This is a genomic window from Paenibacillus macquariensis (assembly GCF_900156375.1).
In the GTDB taxonomy this organism is placed as follows: Bacteria; Bacillota; Bacilli; order Paenibacillales; family Paenibacillaceae; genus Paenibacillus_AQ; species Paenibacillus_AQ macquariensis.
Genome location: NZ_FTNK01000007.1, coordinates 184,361 through 204,065 on the forward strand (window position 1 = coordinate 184,361; position 19,705 = coordinate 204,065).

At 43.7% G+C, this 19,705-nt stretch carries 17 protein-coding genes; all 17 read right to left on the bottom strand.

Going from position 1 to position 19,705, the window contains the following annotated elements; translation table 11 throughout:
• Positions 1 to 72: 72 nt before the first annotated feature.
• Positions 73 to 462, bottom strand: coding sequence for a DUF350 domain-containing protein (locus BW961_RS14795; protein WP_394327631.1), 390 nt, complete (start codon positions 460 to 462; stop codon positions 73 to 75).
• Positions 462 to 1,127, bottom strand: a complete 666-nt coding sequence (locus tag BW961_RS14800; protein ID WP_394327633.1) for a signal peptide protein — start codon at positions 1,125 to 1,127, stop codon at positions 462 to 464. The genes BW961_RS14795 and BW961_RS14800 overlap by 1 nt, the downstream gene beginning before the upstream one ends.
• Positions 1,128 to 1,133: 6 nt before the next feature.
• On the bottom strand, positions 1,134 to 2,342 hold the full coding sequence (locus BW961_RS14805) for a glutathionylspermidine synthase family protein (protein ID WP_068587863.1): 1,209 nt from the start codon (positions 2,340 to 2,342) through the stop codon (positions 1,134 to 1,136).
• Positions 2,339 to 3,028 (bottom strand): hypothetical protein, encoded by a 690-nt coding sequence (locus tag BW961_RS14810; RefSeq protein ID WP_068587865.1) that lies wholly within the window; start codon positions 3,026 to 3,028, stop codon positions 2,339 to 2,341. Before BW961_RS14810 ends, BW961_RS14805 begins: the two co-directional genes overlap by 4 nt.
• Positions 3,029 to 3,055: 27 nt before the next feature.
• Positions 3,056 to 3,271: a hypothetical protein gene (locus tag BW961_RS14815; RefSeq protein ID WP_068651504.1), complete on the bottom strand. Its 216-nt coding sequence runs from the start codon at positions 3,269 to 3,271 to the stop codon at positions 3,056 to 3,058.
• A gap of 391 nt (positions 3,272 to 3,662) precedes the next feature.
• The gene (locus BW961_RS14820; protein ID WP_068587868.1) at positions 3,663 to 4,739 is read right to left on the bottom strand and encodes an FAD:protein FMN transferase; all 1,077 of its coding nucleotides are present in this window, start codon (positions 4,737 to 4,739) and stop codon (positions 3,663 to 3,665) included.
• Positions 4,740 to 4,959: 220 nt separating this feature from the next.
• The gene (locus BW961_RS14825; protein WP_068587871.1) at positions 4,960 to 6,282 is read right to left on the bottom strand and encodes a 6-phospho-beta-glucosidase; all 1,323 of its coding nucleotides are present in this window, start codon (positions 6,280 to 6,282) and stop codon (positions 4,960 to 4,962) included.
• Between the two features lie 24 nt (positions 6,283 to 6,306).
• Entirely contained in the window at positions 6,307 to 7,284 is a 978-nt protein-coding gene (locus tag BW961_RS14830; RefSeq protein ID WP_068587873.1) for an N-acetylglucosamine kinase, read from the bottom strand.
• 53 nt (positions 7,285 to 7,337) lie between these two features.
• A complete protein-coding gene (locus BW961_RS14835; RefSeq protein ID WP_068587876.1) occupies positions 7,338 to 8,345 on the bottom strand; it encodes a LacI family DNA-binding transcriptional regulator in 1,008 nt (335 codons plus the stop codon).
• 118 nt (positions 8,346 to 8,463) lie between these two features.
• Complete coding sequence (locus BW961_RS14840; RefSeq protein WP_068587879.1) at positions 8,464 to 9,834, bottom strand: ABC transporter substrate-binding protein; 1,371 nt, start codon at positions 9,832 to 9,834, stop codon at positions 8,464 to 8,466.
• Between the two features lie 55 nt (positions 9,835 to 9,889).
• Entirely contained in the window at positions 9,890 to 10,774 is an 885-nt protein-coding gene (locus BW961_RS14845; protein ID WP_068587882.1) for a carbohydrate ABC transporter permease, read from the bottom strand.
• Positions 10,771 to 11,664, bottom strand: coding sequence for a carbohydrate ABC transporter permease (locus BW961_RS14850; RefSeq protein WP_068587884.1), 894 nt, complete (start codon positions 11,662 to 11,664; stop codon positions 10,771 to 10,773). The genes BW961_RS14845 and BW961_RS14850 overlap by 4 nt, the downstream gene beginning before the upstream one ends.
• A gap of 312 nt (positions 11,665 to 11,976) precedes the next feature.
• Positions 11,977 to 12,405 carry a PaaI family thioesterase gene (locus BW961_RS14855; RefSeq protein ID WP_068587886.1) on the bottom strand — a complete coding sequence of 143 codons (429 nt, stop codon included), beginning with the start codon at positions 12,403 to 12,405 and terminating at the stop codon, positions 11,977 to 11,979.
• A 139-nt stretch (positions 12,406 to 12,544) separates the two neighbouring features.
• Entirely contained in the window at positions 12,545 to 14,215 is a 1,671-nt protein-coding gene (locus BW961_RS14860; RefSeq protein WP_068587888.1) for an AMP-binding protein, read from the bottom strand.
• Positions 14,216 to 14,267: 52 nt separating this feature from the next.
• Complete coding sequence (locus BW961_RS14865; RefSeq protein ID WP_068587890.1) at positions 14,268 to 16,037, bottom strand: acyl-CoA dehydrogenase family protein; 1,770 nt, start codon at positions 16,035 to 16,037, stop codon at positions 14,268 to 14,270.
• A gap of 32 nt (positions 16,038 to 16,069) precedes the next feature.
• Positions 16,070 to 17,254: an acetyl-CoA C-acyltransferase gene (locus tag BW961_RS14870; protein ID WP_068587892.1), complete on the bottom strand. Its 1,185-nt coding sequence runs from the start codon at positions 17,252 to 17,254 to the stop codon at positions 16,070 to 16,072.
• 30 nt (positions 17,255 to 17,284) lie between these two features.
• Positions 17,285 to 19,681, bottom strand: coding sequence for a 3-hydroxyacyl-CoA dehydrogenase/enoyl-CoA hydratase family protein (locus tag BW961_RS14875; RefSeq protein ID WP_068587894.1), 2,397 nt, complete (start codon positions 19,679 to 19,681; stop codon positions 17,285 to 17,287).
• Between the last annotated feature and the right edge of the window lie 24 nt (positions 19,682 to 19,705).

A 19,705-nucleotide genomic window follows, 5' to 3' on the forward strand; every position in this document is an offset into this window, starting at 1 on the left:
ACAGCCTCTCAAGTGAATTCACTTGGGAGGCTATCCTTATCTTGTTTGAACATGCAATTTCTGAATTAATAATTAAATAATTAGACTACTCACGGCAAATGCCGTTCCGATAAACACCATACCTAACATCATACCTACCGCCACATTACCCTTCGCTAGATGCTCAGAAATCCTGAATCCAGGAGTTACTAATTCGAAGATCCAATAAGCGGCTATTAGACATACGTAACCTACAGCAAACCATAACATCATGAACCATATCGATGTATTCGTATAAGCAGCTACACCCAGAATAATTGCTGTCGACATGAACTTTCCACCCAAAGCCAGTGCTACAGCTACATTGCCCTTCTTCAACTCTTCCATGTCATTAAAAGGAGTCATCCAGATAAATATGGCCATACCTAACAATTGGAGAAAAATAATGACAAGAACACTTACTATCAAATTAACAACGATCATCAATTAGCCCACCCCCTAAATTTCGCATAGGCCGAATCATAATCGGCGAAATCGTGCACTTCCTCCAACACCACGGATACCGTCTTTTGTTTCTCCATGGCTGTAAACCGCTTATCGTCAATTGGCTGCTTAATTCGGTTACCAGAAGGTAGCTGAATTACAGCAAAGTTTCTCGTCTTATCTTTTAATTTGGTTTTGTATACACCTACAAGATCAACATCGGTTGTTATCGACACTTTGAGATTCGTCAGATCCGCTGCAGCCGTCTTCTGGTCTCCATAGGATTTGATAGCCTCCCACGAGGACAATCGGATGTCGTTACGCTTGTCGGCATCTGTTACCAACTCAGCATCCATGAACTGCAAGGTCCATATTTTATCACCTGTTGCATAGTTTCCATCATTGGGTAGAAGCTCGTTATCAGGCAAGACCGTCATATCACTGCCGATCAGATCCCCTACTGTGCCTTCTACAACCCTGTAATCCCATGGCACTCGCGATACGTTATCTGTGGTCTCTGCGGTAGAATCTGTATGGAATACACTATCCTGACTACCGGAGCATGCACTTAACAACAGCAGTGTTAAAAGTACACAACATACCGTTACGCTATTTCTAATGGTTCGCGCTACGCTATTGACTATCATTACTTGTTCCATCTTCATACGCAATTATCTCACTCCCAACGCAATAAATTGACTAGCATTGCCTGTAATCAATCCACCTGCCCGGCCGAGCAGACCACAAGGCTTCCCATTAATCATGAACATACCGGTCAACAGGTGAAATTCACCGTCTTTTGTAGTAATCTTCGCTAACTCCGCTCTTTTTTGATAGACAGAAGGAAATAACACACTGCTATCAAAGCCATCCTCATCCTGAAGTTCCAATGACCCGCCCTCATCAAAGATACGAACAGAACCACCTTCACGGCCAAATACTGATTTAGACACAAAGTTTCCGGAAAACACCGGTTTGTTATATGTAGGTAAGATGTAGCGTTCAATCGCTTTACGCTCTTCTTCATCAAAAAGTAGGCCAAGCTCATACATTCCCCACACTGCTGCCATAAGTCCCTTAGATTGCAATAGTATACTGTGTGGTGAATTAAATATCTCTAGTTTCCCTGTCTCAATTGCATAAGCCAACGCTTCGCCGCCTTCATCAATGGCCATCCATTCCTTAGGATACAGGGCAAACATCCGCTTAATAATACGCCCCTCACCATCTTTTACGATGCCATTATCAATCGATAAATCAAGGCAGTCCACACATTGAATTTCGAGGCCACTATGTCTTACAAGGGCTTCGATGGTACCCGAGTCCTCTTGATGAGATCCGTAAGAAACACAGGCCGCCGTATCCGGATGTTCTTCACCCCACGCTTGCGCAAGAAGATCCTTCATCACGATATTTGGGCTGTAAATCCCTTCCCCTGCTTGCTCACATATCCAAGGCGTCGCTATGGATGCTTCCACGTAACCCGTAGGTGTATCTGCATTCAATTCTAGCAACTTAATGGTACCGTCATCAGCCACGGCATAATCAAAGCGTGCGTAACGACTTATCAGCCCACGCTCTGGTAGAGGACATTGATCAATCATCTCCCACAAGATGGGAGGGATACCGATCAAATCATACAAATCATGCTTGAGATGAACGAAGCGAACGGCTTTGTCCAGTATATCCCAGATCTTACTTGAGGCCGCTTCTAGTTCCTTATAGGTCTCACTGTGCATAACTGCAATTGCATCTAGCCAGTATTCCTCACCCTCAAGGTCTGCCCATGTAAATCCAAGTTCATGTAACTGTTCTACCCGAGGTGCTCGCTCAAGAGCCGATTGATCCCGGAACTCGAATACACTCTGAGAATCGATCATCCGCCAAAACCACTCTTACCTGAGCTTGATTTCGAAGATGACACAGAACTAGAACTCGATTTAGAACTAGATGAGCTCAGACCACTGGATGTGCCCCCGATACCTCCGGCTTTGGAAGAAGTCGATCTTCTTGTAATAGAACCACTGGATGAAGTGGATGTTTTCGGTTTGACGACAGAGCCGGGAACATTCTTATTCTGGAACTTACCGCTGCTATAGGTGTTAGGCTTATAAGTATTCTTAGTCCCTGGATAATAGGTTGGACGGTCGTTGTACCATCCTCTTGAAGAGTAATTAGATCCACTGTTAAACAACATGTGATATAGTAACAAATCGTCCCAACCAAAGCCAGAATTATAACCGCTATAATTGTTCACTACAGTCGTCCCATTAGAGGTACTTACTCCCTGCTCCTGCTTCTCAACCTCTTTCGTATCCTCATCTGGATACGGGATATTCCAATCTACATTTTTGTCGAAATACGTCTTTACCTCTTCCGTAGACCAAGACACAAGTTGGGGATCATCTGCAGAAGTAGTACCACTCGCTCCTACAGCAGCCGGAACAAACAGCGCATTCGCCAAAAGGGCAATTCCAAGCGAGGTAGATAATACACGAATCGGCTTCCCTTCAGGGGTGAACAATTTCGAAATAGCTAGTTCTTTAGTATTCTCATCTTTAGTCACCACAACATCCTCCTTCCATGACATTATTTATTCGATACGCATCGGTACAAGCAGAAGCTCAAGCTTTCCTTCGTCCACATTCAAACGGCCTTCAACTGTCTCATATTCCTTCGTACCCACCACAAGATAATTGACATGCTCCAATGCTGCAATCATATTCATGCTCCACGTTCGCTCCTCAATGACACGTAGCTCACCTTCTGGCATTTTCTCAAACAAGATCACACTCATCCCATTATCCACAATTATCCACCCTTTCTCATAACTATTATATTTCTGATACGGCTTTCGAACGTATATGTTTCATTTCTTAACCCGTTGAAGAAATACAATAAGAATACTCCAACTCGATCTTAAATCTTAATGAATAACTTCTCTTACTACTAGATAATAGCTATTCTATTTAAAGTATCCGGAATAGATACTTTGGAAATAAAAGTATATACCACCATATTCATAATCTACCTTTATATTAGTTATTTAAATTTGTTTAAGATAGAGGTTTATTTTGTATGAATTTATCATTTATAGTCTTAATTTGTCGAATTATTGTTCACTTCGTCATATTACGTAATTTTCAATTAAAAAACCCAACATCTCTACCATTGAGAGAGTTGTTGGGTTCTTACACGAGCTATTCTACTAGGGTATACCTCGTATTCGTTAAATTAATCTTCCCTTTTAATCCAGAAGTCAAATAAATGCGATTATCCTCCGTGATAAACATCGCTTCCACATTCTGCTTCTGATTCATATACGCCATTCCTTCTTCTAAGTCCATAACGACTACGGCTGTCGAGAGGACATCCGCATCGGTTGCTGTCCCACCTACAATAGTTACACTTTTCAACCCATTTTGCGTAGGGAATCCCGTCTTCGGATCTAGAATATGATGATATCGTACACCATTCTCCATGAAGAAACGCTCATATACCCCCGATGAATCAATCGTCTCGTTATCGAGTTGAATAATTGCCAGTTGTTCCCCACGCTTACGATCTGGATCCTGAAGCCCAATTCGCCACTGCTCACCACTTGGCTTTCTACCGATGGCAATGATGCTACTGCCTCCAAGATCAATAATGGCGCTTTCGATCTGTTCTTTATGCAAATAGTCTGCTACCAAGTCAGCAGCGTATCCCTTTCCAATACCACCAAGATCAAGTGACATCCCTTCTTTGGCTAGCTTTATGGTCAGATTAGCTTCGTCCATTATGATATCCTGATAATTAACGAGCGACTTCGCTTGATCAATAAGCTTCGCGTCTGGGACATGCTCACCACCGTTTCCAATCTTCCAAAGACTAACGAGTGGTCCAATACTTGGATCAAATGCTCCTTGCGTATCTTTCGCATAATCAACGGATACTTTCATAAGATCAAATGTCTCTCGAGAAACTTTCACCGCTTGTTTTCCTGCTGCCTGATTAATGGCATGTATTTCACTATCTTTATTCGACATGTTTATCTGCTGATCAACATCATCTAGCATCTGCTCGATCTTCTTCAGATGTTTCGCACTCTCATCATCGCCGTATATTTTCAAATTGATTACCGTATCGAATTTGAAGAGTGTCTTTGTCGCCGGTTCATTTTCATTAGTAGGCGGATCACCCTTGCTTGAACTATTATGCCAATAGAATGCCCCAATCCCTGCAGCCATTAATAGAAGAATCACCAATCCCCAGATCTTAACTTTGCTACTTATCATCGTCTGTCCACCTGCCCATCAATAATCTTGATATCGTAATATTAAAATCAAGTATATTATCTCTGACCAGACCCACACCTGTATGTGATATCTATCACGCTTCTATTCAAATGATCATTGCGAAATCCGTTGCAACCGATAAACATACAACAAAGGTAGCCCCGAAGTCGTAACTTCCTGTTCGGGACTACCTTTGTTTATTTGGATATTAAAGTTTAGTTTATGACACTGAATTGGGAGCGAAGAAACGTGGTAAATATTCTTTGTTTGCTTCCAACATCTCATCCAACATTTTAATAGCGATTCCTACCGATGGTACTAGCGGATGATGAGCCATCGCTTGAATAGCTAAGCCTCGATCTCCTGTTACTGCAGCATCTATAGCAAGTTGCTCATAGGTCTTCACGGCATGAATAAGTCCTACAGCAGAAGGTGGGATCTTCGTTAACGGAAGCGGAAGCGGACCATTCTTCGTAACAACGCAGTTAACTTCGATGCTTGCGTTATCCGGCAGAAAGTCAAGAATACCATTGTTCGCCACATTGAGTGTTTGAATATCGTTCGTACCGTTATATAGCGATCTCATCAAGTTAACAGCTGCTTCAGAATAGAATGCTCCACCGCGTTGCTCCAATTGCTTAGGTTTATCCTGCAGATCAACATCACTGTAGAGCTCGAATAATTCTTCTTCAACTTTCTTCACAACTTCAGCACGATTGATACCCTTTTCATGTGATGCAAGCTGTTCTTTCAGCATTTCATCAGTCATGTAGAAATATTTCAGATAGTATGATGGCAAAGCTCTCAGGGACTGCAAGAATTCCGGATTCCACTCACATGCAGGAACATTCTTAGCGCTATATCCAGCCGTATCTGCCAGCATTTCGTCCAATTTGTCTTCCCCTTCAACATCAATACGGGTAATCCAGTGAAGATGGTTTAGACCTACAAATTCAGCATACACACGGTCAGGTGCAACCCCATACTTAGCTGAAGCTTGCTTAATCAAGCCGATTGGTGCGTTACATAATCCAATGCTTTTGACATTAGAATACTTAATAATAGCCTCAGTCACCATACCTGCTGGATTCGTGAAATTGAGTAACCATGCATTAGGAGCAAGCTCTTCGATATCTTTACACACGTCCAATAGAACTGGGATGGTACGTAGTGCCTTCATCATCCCACCAGGACCCGTTGTTTCTTGACCAATAACGCCATATTTTAATGGAATAGATTCATCCCGACCACGCGCAGCCAACATACCTACGCGCATCTGTGTACTAACAAAGTCAGCTCCAGCAATAGCCTCACGACGGTTTGTCGTCAAGTGAACCTCAATCGGAAGTCCTGATTTCTCGACCATACGTTTAGCTAAATTGCCTACAATGTTCAACTTACGTAATCCAGGTTCGATATCAACGAGCCACAACTCACGCACAGGAAGTTCATTATAATGAAGAATAAATCCCTCTACCAATTCTGGTGTATAAGAAGATCCCCCACCGATAACTGCTATTTTCAATCCTTGTTTTGTCTCCATTCTCGCCACATCCTATCGTCTAGTTTATTTTATAAGTTCAAAATCACTGTAAACCCGCATGTTCTCAAATATTTCTCGGCTAATTGTTAATCCATCTTCTTCCATGGCTAACCACAATGCACCCACAACTGGTTCAGTCGTTAATGTAACAACAGAAGCGTTAGGTGCAACCTTATGTAATGACTGTTCTATCGGGCCGCGAATCCATCCCTGATCGCCTCTAGTTAGCAAACTGCCTACAAGTACTACGTCAAATGTATCGTTAGCCATATTCAGTCTTTGCACGATAGCAGCTGCAGATTTACCTAAATCCACACCCTGACGATTTAATATTTCAATTGCTACTGCATCCTCTTCAGCTGCTGCTTTAAATAGCAATCTGGCAGCATCCACCGGTACATTTCTTCCGTTATCCTGAAAATCATTAAACATATCTTCAACAGTGTTGTAACCAAGAAGTACAAGTAGTAGCCCCGTCAGTAACGTTGGCTGCTCTCGGCCATCCCATGCACGAATGACAGAACGGAATACTTCAATATTCAAAGACCCTCCGCCGCCAAAATCGCCAAACATATAATTAAACCCACCACACTGATAATGTTCACCTTGTGGATTTCTCCCTGCAGAATTAGTTCCTGTACCGCAGATGAGAGAGATACCATAAGGTTGGTTCGTACCCGCCCGAAGTCCGATCATCGTGTCACAGTTAATGGTATAGTTCGTAAATCCAATGTTACGGATCAACGAATGTAGAATAGTGTAGTCCACTTCACGATCTGCTCCTGCAAGGCCCAAGTAAGCATGCCCGATATCTTCGAACTGAAGACCAGCCTCTGTGAGTGCATTTAGAGCTGCCTCTCGAATACTATTTTCTGCTATAGCAGCGTTAATCTGGTGGTTACCATTACCACTCTTGCCCTTACCGAGTACATTCCCACATTCGTCGGTCAGCAGGGCGTATGTCTTTGTTCCGCCCCCATCGATCCCCAAGTAGTAAGCCAATATTCGTCACTCCTATTATTGATGAAATATCAGAACCATTTTACTTTTTCAATCTATTCCTTTGAAGATGATTGACTCTTGATCGTGGATTCCCTAACAATCAGCTCCGGATCAATCTTTAGGCTTGAAGCCCGTTTCATCGTGCCGTCTATACGCTTGAGCAACATATCAGCCGCAGCGAGTCCAATCCGATCAGCCGGTTGGCGAACCGTTGTTAAGTGCGGACGAAGCTGTGATGCAATGTTTTGATCATCGAAACCAACGATCGCTACCTCATCCGGAATGCTGATTCTAGCCTCCATTAAGGCATTAATTACACCGAGCGCTATATTGTCATCCCCAGCGAACACGGCGGACGGGAGGTTACCATCTCTAATCCATTTCCAACAAGTCTCATAGCCGAATTCAATTTCGAAATCTCCGTGTACCGTCTCAAACGGCGTGAGACCTTTCTCTTGAAGGGCCCGTAGAAATCCATTTCGACGTTCACGCGTACTCCGAAACATTTCATTACCGCACAAATGGGCTATTGAGGTGTGACCTAGATCAAGCAGATGCTTGGTTGCTGCGTATCCGCCTTTGAAATTATCTATAGTCACCGAGAAGGCGTCGTTCTCAGGCTTCTGATTATCGATCAGAACATACGGAATATTCCGACGCTTTAATTCCATAATATAACTATCCTCTTCCAATGGCGAGAGCATAATAAGCCCATCGACCCGATCCTCCTGGATGAGATAGTGATTGCCATCCGAACCGCTACCTTCTGATATCGCGACCGCAAGGAAATAACCGTGGAGTGCGAGCACATCATTAAGTTCCTTGACGACTGCATCGAAGAATGCATCTTGCAAAGTTGTCACAATTAAGCCAATAATACCCGTTTTACCGCGGGCAAGGCTGCGAGCTGCCGCATTTGGTCGATAATCCAATTCTTTGATTGCATTGAGGACTTTTTGGCGGTTCTTTTCTCGTACCGATTCCGCACCATTTAACACACGAGAGACTGTCACAACAGACAATCCAGATCTTTTAGCTACATCAAAAATACTTACCTTCATTTTAAATTCTCCTTGCGACAGATTTTCCGTACATAGAAACATAATCTTAGTATACATGGACGGAAGACTGACCGCTAAACATTTGTACCGTCCCTTGCGGGACGGTATAGGAGCACTTTTAACGTTTGATAATTTCTGTTATTTTCTTTTGAATGATCGGCATAACTTCTTCAACCGTCTTGTGTCCAGTCTCGATTGGCTGCATTTCGTTAATGAACATGTCATTAATCTGCGAGTAATTCGTGACCAAGTGGTTATAGGATTCAAATCCGTATTTGACGCCACCTTCGTATACATTCTTAATATCTGCAGGATCGATACCATCAAAGTGCTTATAATATGTTTCTGCTGCCTTAGTACTTACTGGAGGTGTACCGCCACTCAGATCAATGGATTTCTCCTGTATGTCATTCTTTAACAGAAACTTAATCCATTCGAAAGCTTCCTTCGGATGTTTAGAACCTTTCAGGATCAATAGTGGATCAACGAACAGTGTACTACGCACTTTATTGTCACCATTCCAAGGCACGGCAGCTACACCGATTTTGAACGGAAAGTCATTAGCACCAGCAAGACTCCATGAACCTGTGACAGACATACCAATTTTACCTGCAACAAATGGATCTCCATTCTGTCCTGCTACACTCTTACTCCATTCTGTAGAAGGTGAAACCTTTTCAGTATTAATGAGTCCGAATAGTTTGTTGTACGCCGCTATCACTTCAGGTGAATCAAAGTGAGTAGCGGAAGGAACACCACCGTTCGTCCAAGTATCCTCGGAGTAAGGTTGAGCTCCAAAATACAGTGGTCGCATGTCACGCTCTGCCCATGTGAAGTCAACACCATACTGTGTCTTAGCCACATCATCAGATACAACGGTCATCTTCTTAGCAGCTTCAACCATCTTATCGAAAGTCCAACTCTTATCCTCGTAGTCACTAGGAGGGTAAGGAAGACCCGCTGCATCGAACATGTCTTTGTTATAAAGCATAAGTGTTACGTACATATTGACCGGTATGCCATAGGTATGATCTTTGACTGTGTAAATTTTCATTAAATCTTCAGATATACTATAATCCGCAGCCTTAAAGCCATCTTCTTTAATGATGTCTGTCAGATCAAGTAGCATGTCTTTGTTGTAGTACTCTGCGAATCCACCATATCCATAATGGCTTGTTACATCCGGTGATTTATCTCCTGCAATCAACGTTTGAAGTTTGCTGTCAAACTGCTCATAAGGTGCCTTTTCTATCTTTACCTTAATGTTTGGATGTTCTTTTTCAAAATCAGGGATAAGCTTTTCAATAAAAGTACGGTCTTCCGAATCGATGGTGTAGTGCGTGATCGTTACTTTCTCACCTTTGCCTGATCCACCATTACCTGTTTCGCCTGCTGATTTACCGCCGCTACATCCTGACAATGCAAGTACAATAAACATTACCGTAGCAAGCATAGGGACAAGTGTTTTTCTTTTCCTATTCTTATTCATGAGTCCATTCCTCCATTAGTTCAAGTGGTTTCTGCCGCCTGTTGCGGTAAGTAAGTTACTTGATGCCTGTGAGTACAATGCCCTCAACGAATCGCTTCTGTGCTATGGCGAATAATGTAACGATCGGAACCATAGCAAGCACCGATGCGACCATCAAGAGATGCCACGGCGGAATACGAAACCGCGATGATGTAAGAGAAGCCATACCGACTGGAAGCGTGAATTTCTCCGATGAACTTAAGTAAAGTACCGGAGTGAGTAGGTCATTCCAGCTGTAGATGAAAGCAAATATCGCTACAGTTGCAAGTGCTGGTCCGGAGAGTGGAAGGGCGATCTTAAGCCACATTCGGAACTCGCCACAACCATCAATGCGTCCCGCATCGAACAGTTCATCTGGCAGCGTAGTGAAAAACTGGCGGAGCAGAAAGATGTTATACGCTGAGCCGAAGAATGCAGGTACGATAAGCGGCAGGAACGTGTCGATCCAGTTCATTTTGGAAAAGAGAATGAACTGTGGAATCATGATAGCTGGATAAGGAAGCATCATCGTGCTGAGCAGAAGCATGAACCAGATATTCTTACCTTTCCCCCGGTATCTAGCAAATCCGTAGGCTGCAAGCGATGAAGAAATGAGTGTCCCTACTACGGTCAATCCCCCAATAAGTAAGCTATTACCGTATAAGGTGCCGAACTGTAACGTGTCGAAAATATCCTTATAGTTACTCCATTGCCACGTCTCTGGAAGAAACGTTGGGGGGAATTTGAGCATCTCTCGCTTTGATTTCAGCGAGGTTGAAACCATGAAGAACAGGGGTAACAACATAAGAAAGGTAATAATAACTAGTGAGATAAAACTCATGACTCTGACTGCATCGAATTTTCGTCTGCGTCTAACTTTGGAGGACGGAGAATGCGGCCCCGTAGACGGTATCGTACTCATTTGTTTCCGCCTCCTTCATAATGCACGTAACGGTTCGATAACTTCATAACTAGCGCTGTGAATAGCATGACGACGATCAGTAATACCCAGGCCAAGGCCGACGAGTAACCTGCACGATATTCTTTAAAGGCACTGGTATACAGGTTGTAGACATAAAACCAAGTAGAATAGTTCGGGCCACCTTGCGTCATAACAAAGGCTTGTGTGAACACTTGAAAAGAATCGATTGCCCCCATAATAAGTTGGAAGAGCAGTACGGGTGAAATCATAGGTAACGTTACGTTCAAGAAAGTTTTGAATCGTCCTGCCCCGTCCAATTCAGCAGCCTCAATTAAGCTTGCGGGAACTCCCTGAAGTCCTGCGAGAAAGAGGATCATTCCGGTACCAACCGTCCATAAGGACATAATGATCAGGGCATACAATGAAGTATCCGGATTCATGAGCCATGCAGGTCCTTTAATCCCGAACCAGGACAGCACGTAATTGAACAAACCAATCTGCGGATTGAATATCCAATACCACAGTAGCGACATCGCCACACCAGACACCATGCTCGGAAAATACATCGCCGTCCGGAAGAATCCGCGGAAGGGAATTTTCTGATGAAGCAGCAAAGCAAATCCAAGTCCAAGCACAAGCTGTATAGGTACACTGATAACGGTATACCTGAGTGTGACTATGACGGATTTCCAGAACAGTTCATTGTTGAACATCTCAGTGTAGTTCGCTAGTCCTACGAACACTGGCGGGTGGATAATGTCATAATCCGTGAAGCTTAGATACAATGATGATAAGATAGGATACAGAGCGAATACAAAGAAGCCGATGAGCCAAGGAGAGAGGAACAAGTACATGTAAAGCGTCTGTCGCCGGCCTTCACGGTGGGTCATTGAAACACCAACCTTTCTGCATTTGTAAAGTTAAAGCGCTTTAACTTTATTGAGTGATTGTCTCCATTAAATCTAGCGTACCAACCTTCTGTTTGTTTGAAAATTAAAGTGCTTTAATTTTCGATTCGTCCTGTTGACAATATCATAGAGTATGATTTACAAATAATCAATATTTTTTTATATCTTTTTTTAAAATAATGAATACGCTTACCCACAATAAATCATAAAGATGCACCAACTAGAATTTCTCTAGCTATTACCCACGGGTTGTCAAATATCCTCCTAGGCGGTGCACCTTATGATTGATTCACATTAGACTGGTTTATTAATCACACGGAAGGTTCCCGTTCCAAAAGCGCATAGATCCCCCTTCTCTGTCCGTGCAAAAGATTGTGTTGTAATCATTTTACGAGAACTGTGTATGAGTTCTGCTGTTACAATCACCCGTCCTGTTTCCGTTGGAGCCAAATAGTTTATCGATAGATTACTTGTAACTACATTGTCTTGAGGCCTCGCAATCATCGCTATTAAACCCATCGCTGAATCGATTAACGTCGCATGGACACCTCCATGAAGAATACCAATTAAATTAAGATGATGAGGCTTAATGTCAATGGAGACGACTACCTTCTTCTCGCTTAACGATTCAAGCTCACAGCCCAAGAATCCCCAGAACGTAGATTCAGCTATTTTCCCCCAATGTTCCATGTCAGGATGCGTACCATCTGAATCCGCTTTCATAATTTATCCCTCCTTACTTGTTGCACTTTCAATCTATCTATATAGATTGAACTAAAGTTTGCGCTCACAAGTTCAATCATTTCTAAAGTGAATCATGATTATGGGGGTTCGTCTTTAGCTCAATCTATCTATATGACCGTTACTTAGATATCTTGTCATTATCTTCATCAATCAGCTTTCGTCGAAGCACTTTACCAACCAACGTTTTTGGAAAAGTATCGCGGAACTCATATATTTTGGGAACTTTATATACAGCCAATTTCTCTTTACACCAACGATTGAAATCTTCCTCATTGGCTGTAGATCCCTCTTTTAGAATAATGTACGCTTTTACAGTCTCACCTCGATAAGAATCCACTACACCAGCTACAACCGCTTCTTCCACATCTGGATGCTCGAACAATACTTCTTCCACTTCTCGCGGATAAATATTATACCCTCCAGCGATAATCAAGTCTTTCCGGCGGTCCAGAATATAGAAAAAACCTTCGTCATCCATTCGTGCTAAGTCTCCCGTATATAGCCATCCATCACGGAGCGCCTTACCCGTTTCTTCAGGTTGTTGCCAATACCCCTTCATGACTTGCGGACCTCGGATTATCAATTCACCAATTTCACCTTGTGCCATGTCTTCTCCTGATTCTGGATGGACAATACGAGCGTCGGTATCTGGAAAAGGAATACCCACTGAACCAACTTTGCGTTTCTCCCAAAGATTGTTTGCATGGGTTACAGGTGAAGTCTCTGTCAAACCATAACCCTCGATCAATGTACCACCTGTGATACGCTCGAAACGTTCCTGCACCTCAACTGGTAAAGAAGCTGCACCACTAATGCATATTTTGACGGAGGACAGATCGAATTTGTGAACGTCAGGGTGATTGATCACTGCAATATACATGGTAGGTGCGCCAGGAAATACGGTTGGCTTCAACCTCCCCATCGTTTTCAGAATTTGATTAATATCAAATCGTGGCATTAATATCAACGTACCCGCCATATGAATGGATTGGTTAAGCAAGACCGTCATTCCAAAGACATGGAAAAAGGGCAGTGCTGCTAAATAACGTTCTTTCGCGATTTCAGCGCGGTAAAACCAGAGTTTTCCCTGAATCGTATTCGCGACCAGATTCATATGGGTAAGCATGACACCCTTAGCAAATCCCGTGGTCCCTCCCGTATATTGAATGAGTGCTAAATCTTCATCAGCTTCAACGGGAATTTGAATAGGCGTCCCTATCGACTGTTTTAGGAACGAACGGAACGATAAGACATTGTTATCATACGTGATGGGCGTCTCAGGTTTTTTAGTCTTCAAAGAATATAACCAATTCTTAGGGACCGGCAAGTAGTCCTTAATGCCAGTCACCAGAATATAATCTAACGGGTCTTTCTCTGTCGCTTTCTTCACCCGATCCACTAGGGCGTCAAGTGTTACAATCATTTGTACACTTGCATCCTTCAACTGGTACTCCAACTCACGTGGCATATACAGAGGGTTCGTCATCACTACGATACCGCCCATCAGTAACGTTCCATAATACGCAATCACGGCTTGTGGGCAATTCGGTAACATAACCGCCACTCGGTCTCCTTTACGAATACCCAGCTTAAGCAAAGCATTCGTGAAACGATAGACCGAGTCCATTAATGCTTTGTAAGACATTTTATACCCTAAGAAATCTAAGGCAATATGTTCTGGATATAACGCTGCCGACTCCACTAGAAACTGCGCCAAATTCTGCTTCGGATAAGTATATGTTATGGGTACTTCAACCGGATAATGTTCCAACCAAGGTTTATCTAACATGTTGGCCACCCCATTCTCAAGGATCCGTCATAGAGGTACTCTGAACTCTCAATTATAAAACATACTTTTCCGCTTCGATCACTTTGGCAGCAATTTTCCGTTTCAACCCTAACGTGTTCACCTGTGTTCTTCTGGTCATCTTTTTCAGTACTGAAAGCCCCGTACGAAGAGTGTCTCCCGATTCCATCGCTGCGAGTGTCTCTTTGGCCCAACATTCGATCCGATCGAATTCTTCGTGTATAAAGGCGACTGTCATATCAATCGCATTCGTGGCTTTCGCTTCTCCCACTTGATTGATCATCTTCAATGTACGGAGTAAAGCGCTCTCCATTGCGAACACGGTAATCATCATATCTGCTAGATGACTTAGTACTTCCTGTTCCTCTTCTAGCTTCAACTGGTACTTTTGCACAGCCTGCGCACCAACCATTAGGAATATTTTCTTTGTCATTGACAGCAAATGTGTCTCCTGCCCAAGCGTACCTTCGAATAACTGACCAGGAACTAGACTTAATAATTCGGATTGTAATGCTAATGCCTTTTGCATCAAAGGTAATTCACCCTTCATCGCTCGCTTGATCAACGTACCTGGGATGAGAAGGCGATTGATCTCATTCGTCCCTTCGAATATTCGATTTATGCGAGAATCCCGATAATTCCGTTCAACATGATATTCTTGAATGAATCCATATCCCCCATGAATCTGAACGCCTTCATCCACGATGAAATCGAGCGTTTCAGAACCGAACACTTTATTAATGGAACATTCTAACTGATACTCTGCAATAGCTTTGGCGGATTGATACCCGACATCGGGACTATCATAATCCACTTCAGCCAAACCGATATCAAATAGACCTGCCGTCCGGTACACCATACTTTCTAACACATATGTCCGCATGTTCATTTCCGCTAGTTTTTTACCAATGAGAGGAAATGAAGAGATTTTACGGCCAAATTGCGTACGTTCATTGGCATATTTCGCAGAATACTCTATAGAATCTTTCGAACCTCCAACACATCCAGCAGCTAATTTAAAGCGACCAATATTTAATATATTAAACGCAATCAAATGTCCTTTACCGACTTCCCACAATAGATTATCCACAGGAACTTTGACATCTTCCAGAATCAACGGGCGCGTTGAGGAACCTTTGATACCCATTTTCTTTTCCTCTGGACCGAAGCTAACTCCTTCCATTGTGCGTTCCACGATAAAGGTGCTGAAATCTTTTCCATTCACTTTGGCATATACGATGAAAATATCAGCAAAGCCTGCATTCGTAATGAATTGCTTACTTCCATTCAGAACGTAATGTTGACCATCGTCTGCCAATGTGGCCGTTGTTTTGGCACCGAGTGCATCCGATCCCGAAGAAGGTTCTGTCAGACAATAGGCGGCAATTTGTTCACCCGAAGCAAGCGCAGGCAAATACTTCTGCTTCTGCTCTTCTGTTCCGAAATAAACAATCGGCAGCGTACCAATCCCTACGTGTGCACCAAAGGATAACGCGAATGAGGAGGCTTTGGTCAGCTTCTCATTAATTAACGTTGAACTTACTTTATCCAGTCCTAGGCCTCCATAGTTCTCTGGAACTTCAGCACCTAGCAAGCCGATCTCACCGGCTTTTTGCAACAATTCTACTGTCAAACCATAGTTCAACTTCTCAATTTCTTCATCTCGAGGCGTAATCTCAGCGCTTACGAATTGTTCCGTTGTCTCCGCAATCATACGATGCTCTTCCGTAAAGTCCTCTGGCGTCACGATTTGCCAGAAATCGATATCCTCAATCATGAAACTTCCACCTAACACTTTGCTCATCGGTTCCCTCTCCTTTGCCCTTCTGAGTGAATTTATTGCGGATGAACTTCAAATACCCCAGCTGCGCCCATTCCACCTCCAATACACATGGAGACTACCCCATAACCACCACCACGTCTTCGCAGTTCCTGAATTAGTGTAGTGGTCAGTTTGGTACCCGTGCACCCTAGAGGATGCCCAAGTGCAATAGCCCCACCGTTCACGTTGACCTTATCCTCGTCGAGGCCAAGCTCGCGGATGACATGCACACATTGGGACGCAAAAGCTTCATTAATCTCAAATAGGCTCACATCATCAAGTGTAATTCCAGCCATCTGTAGCGCTTTGGGAATCGCCTTGACCGGCCCTACTCCCATCATTTCTGGTTCTACACCCGTTACTGCAAAAGACCGAAATGTCGCTAGCGGCGGCAAGCCGAGTTCGTCTGCCTTCTCTTTACTCATGATGACAATGGCAGCAGCACCATCACTCGTCTGGGATGTGTTACCTGCCGTAACCGTGCCTCCTAATTTAAATGCTGGTTTCAGCTTACTTAGTGTTTCAACGTTGGTATCTGCTCGAACGCCCTCATCCATATCGAAGATAAACGATTGTATCGATATTTGACCACTCTCATCTACACGTTTCAACTCCGCTTGTACCGGAGTAATCTCATCCCTAAATTTACCCTCAGCTATCGCCTGCGCTGCTTTCTCATGTGAGCGTGATGCGAATAGGTCCTGATCTTCACGAGAAATGTTGAATTTCTCTGCGACTCGCTCAGCCGTATGCCCCATTGCGATATATACTTCCGGCATTTCTTCAACAATCCTCAGATTAGGTGAAATCTTAAATCCCGTCATGGGTACCTGACTCATACTTTCTACTCCTCCAGCGATTAAGATATCCGCATGCCCTAACATGATCCGTTCGGCTGCGAAGGCGATGGACTGTAATCCTGAAGCACAGAAACGATTGATCGTCATCGCCGGTACGGTAACCGGAAACCCAGCATACAACGACATAATACGGGCAAAATTCAATCCCTGTGCACCTTCTGGCATGGCACATCCGATAATAATATCTTCTACGTCCCCTTTCGAAAGACCCGGTGTACGATCGATTACAGCTTCCAGAACGATTTTCCCTAACTCATCCGCACGTGTCTGCCCTAGACTCCCCTTCTTAGATTTGCCGATCGCGGTACGTGCCATGGATACGATTACAGCTTCTTTCATTGAATCCTCACACTCCCTTCCCCGGATAAGTTAATTGCGTAATGCCTTACCTTTCGTCAACATATGTTGCATCCGTTGTTGAGTCTTCAGCTCACCACACAAGCTAAGAAAGGCTTCTCGCTCCAAATCGAGCATGTACTGTTCACTCACAAGCGTCCCTGCTGGTATATTACCGCCAGCCAGTACATGAGCCAGTTTCTTCGCAATCAACAGATCGTGATCACTAATGTAACCACTTTCTCTCATCCCGATAGCCCCAAGTTGTAGTACTGCCTTCCCTTCTGAACCCGCTACCCTAATCTTCTCTTCAGGGATCGGTTCATAGCCTGCTTTGCTCATCCGAAGAACAGCCTGCTTGGCTTCATATATTAAATGATCCTGATTGGCAATAATACGATCTGTTGAACGTAGATAACCTAACTTTTGAGCATCATGACCACTGGTTGAGACTTTTGCCATCCCAACTGTTTCATAAATATGATTAATGTATGGCTGAATATCCGCTTCAGAATGCCCCACACGCTGACTTGCCCTCATAGCTAGTTCTTTACAGCCTCCACCCGCAGGAATGAGTCCTACGCCCACTTCAACTAAACCATAATATGTTTCAGCACCAGCAATAACTTGATCTGCAGGCATGCAAGCCTCTACGCCACCACCCAAGGTCATCCGATGAGGAGCGGCAACAACTGGCTTTTCAAACCTTTTCACTTTGTACATCGTGTTCTGGAATAAACGGATAATGCCATCAATTTCATCCCATTCTTCATCTTGTGCTTCCATCAACAACAACATAATATTGGCGCCTACGCAGAAATGCCGTCCCTGATTAGCGATGACCATTCCCTCAAAGTTATTTCGTACTTCCTCCATACTTTGCTGGATCATCATCAGAATATCAGCACCAATGGCATTGTTTGGTGAATGGAATTCAAGACATGCCACACCATCTCCAAGATCAATCAAGCTCGCACCGTCGTTTCCTTTCACAATCTTGTTCTGTTCCTTTAAGCTACTTAGTGTGATGATTTCTGGTGGCTGTTCTACCAGCTTGAAGTTCTGTTCAGATACATAATATAAGGTCCCTTCTTTCTTCTGGTAAAAGGATTGATTACCCGCTGCGATCCATTCCTTCACCCATGATGGAACATGCAACCCTTCCTTCTCCATACGCTCAACGGATCTGACCAGCCCCAACGCATCCCATGTCTCAAACGGACCCAACTCCCAGTTGAATCCCCATTTCATGGCTTCGTCGATTTCATGGATTGAATTCGCAATTTCACCGACTTTTTCAGCGGAATATAGGAGTACCTGCTTCAGAATGTTCCATGCCAATTCAGAATAGCGGTCCCCTGTAGCGATTAAAGCCTTTGTTTTCGCCCGAGCCCCTTTTGCCATTCTCGCCGCTTCAAGTGAACCCGAAGTTACCTTCTTCTGAGGATGATATTCCATGGATGATAGATCGAGCGACCATATTTCGCTACCGTTAGCCCCTTTTTTCTTCAAATAAAACCCCTGACCCGACTTCTCACCAAACCAACCTCTTGAGACCATGCTAGTCAGCGCGTCTGGAGCCGCAAACGCTGCTTTCTCCGTTTCAGATGTTATATTCGCGTACACATTGTCTGCCACATGGACGAATGTATCCAGTCCGACCATGTCTAGCGTCCGGAATGTAGCACTTTTGGGGCGTCCCATCGCAGGTCCAGTGACTGCATCTACTTCCTCTACAGAAAACCCACTGTTCAACATCTCTTGCAACGTTATAAGAAGTCCATACGTCCCGATTCGATTTGCGATGAAATTCGGAGTGTCCTTAGCTACAACGACTCCTTTGCCTAGTGTACTCTCGCAAAATGATTTCATTTGCTGGACAATCCCTGGATCCGTCTTTGTTCCCGGAATGATTTCTAACAACTTCATGTAGCGAGGTGGATTGAAGAAATGTGTTCCTAAGAAACTTTGTTGAAAGGGCTCACTACAATCAGCCACCATCTCTTGAATAGAGATCCCAGATGTATTCGAACTGACAATCGTTCCGGGCTTCCAATAACGTTCTACCTTGCTCAACAGCTCCTTCTTAACTTGAAGATTCTCGACAACTACCTCAATCACCCAGTCCACTTCCGATATTCGTTCAAGATGATCCGACAGATTCCCTGGGGTGATTCGTTTCGAGAATGTATTATCGTAAAGTGGCGATGGCGTGTTCTTGTGTAATTTCGCAATGGCTCCTGTAGCTAAGCGGTTTCTGACAGCAGGATGTTCGAGTGTATATCCTTTCTTGACCTCTTCTTCCGTTAAATCTTTCGGTACCATATCAAGCAATAAGCATGAGATTCCAACGTTAGCTAGATGAGCTGCAATGCCTGAACCCATAATTCCTGATCCGATAACAGCCGCTTTGCGAATGGATTTATTCATCTTCTAATTCCCTCCAATTCAGAT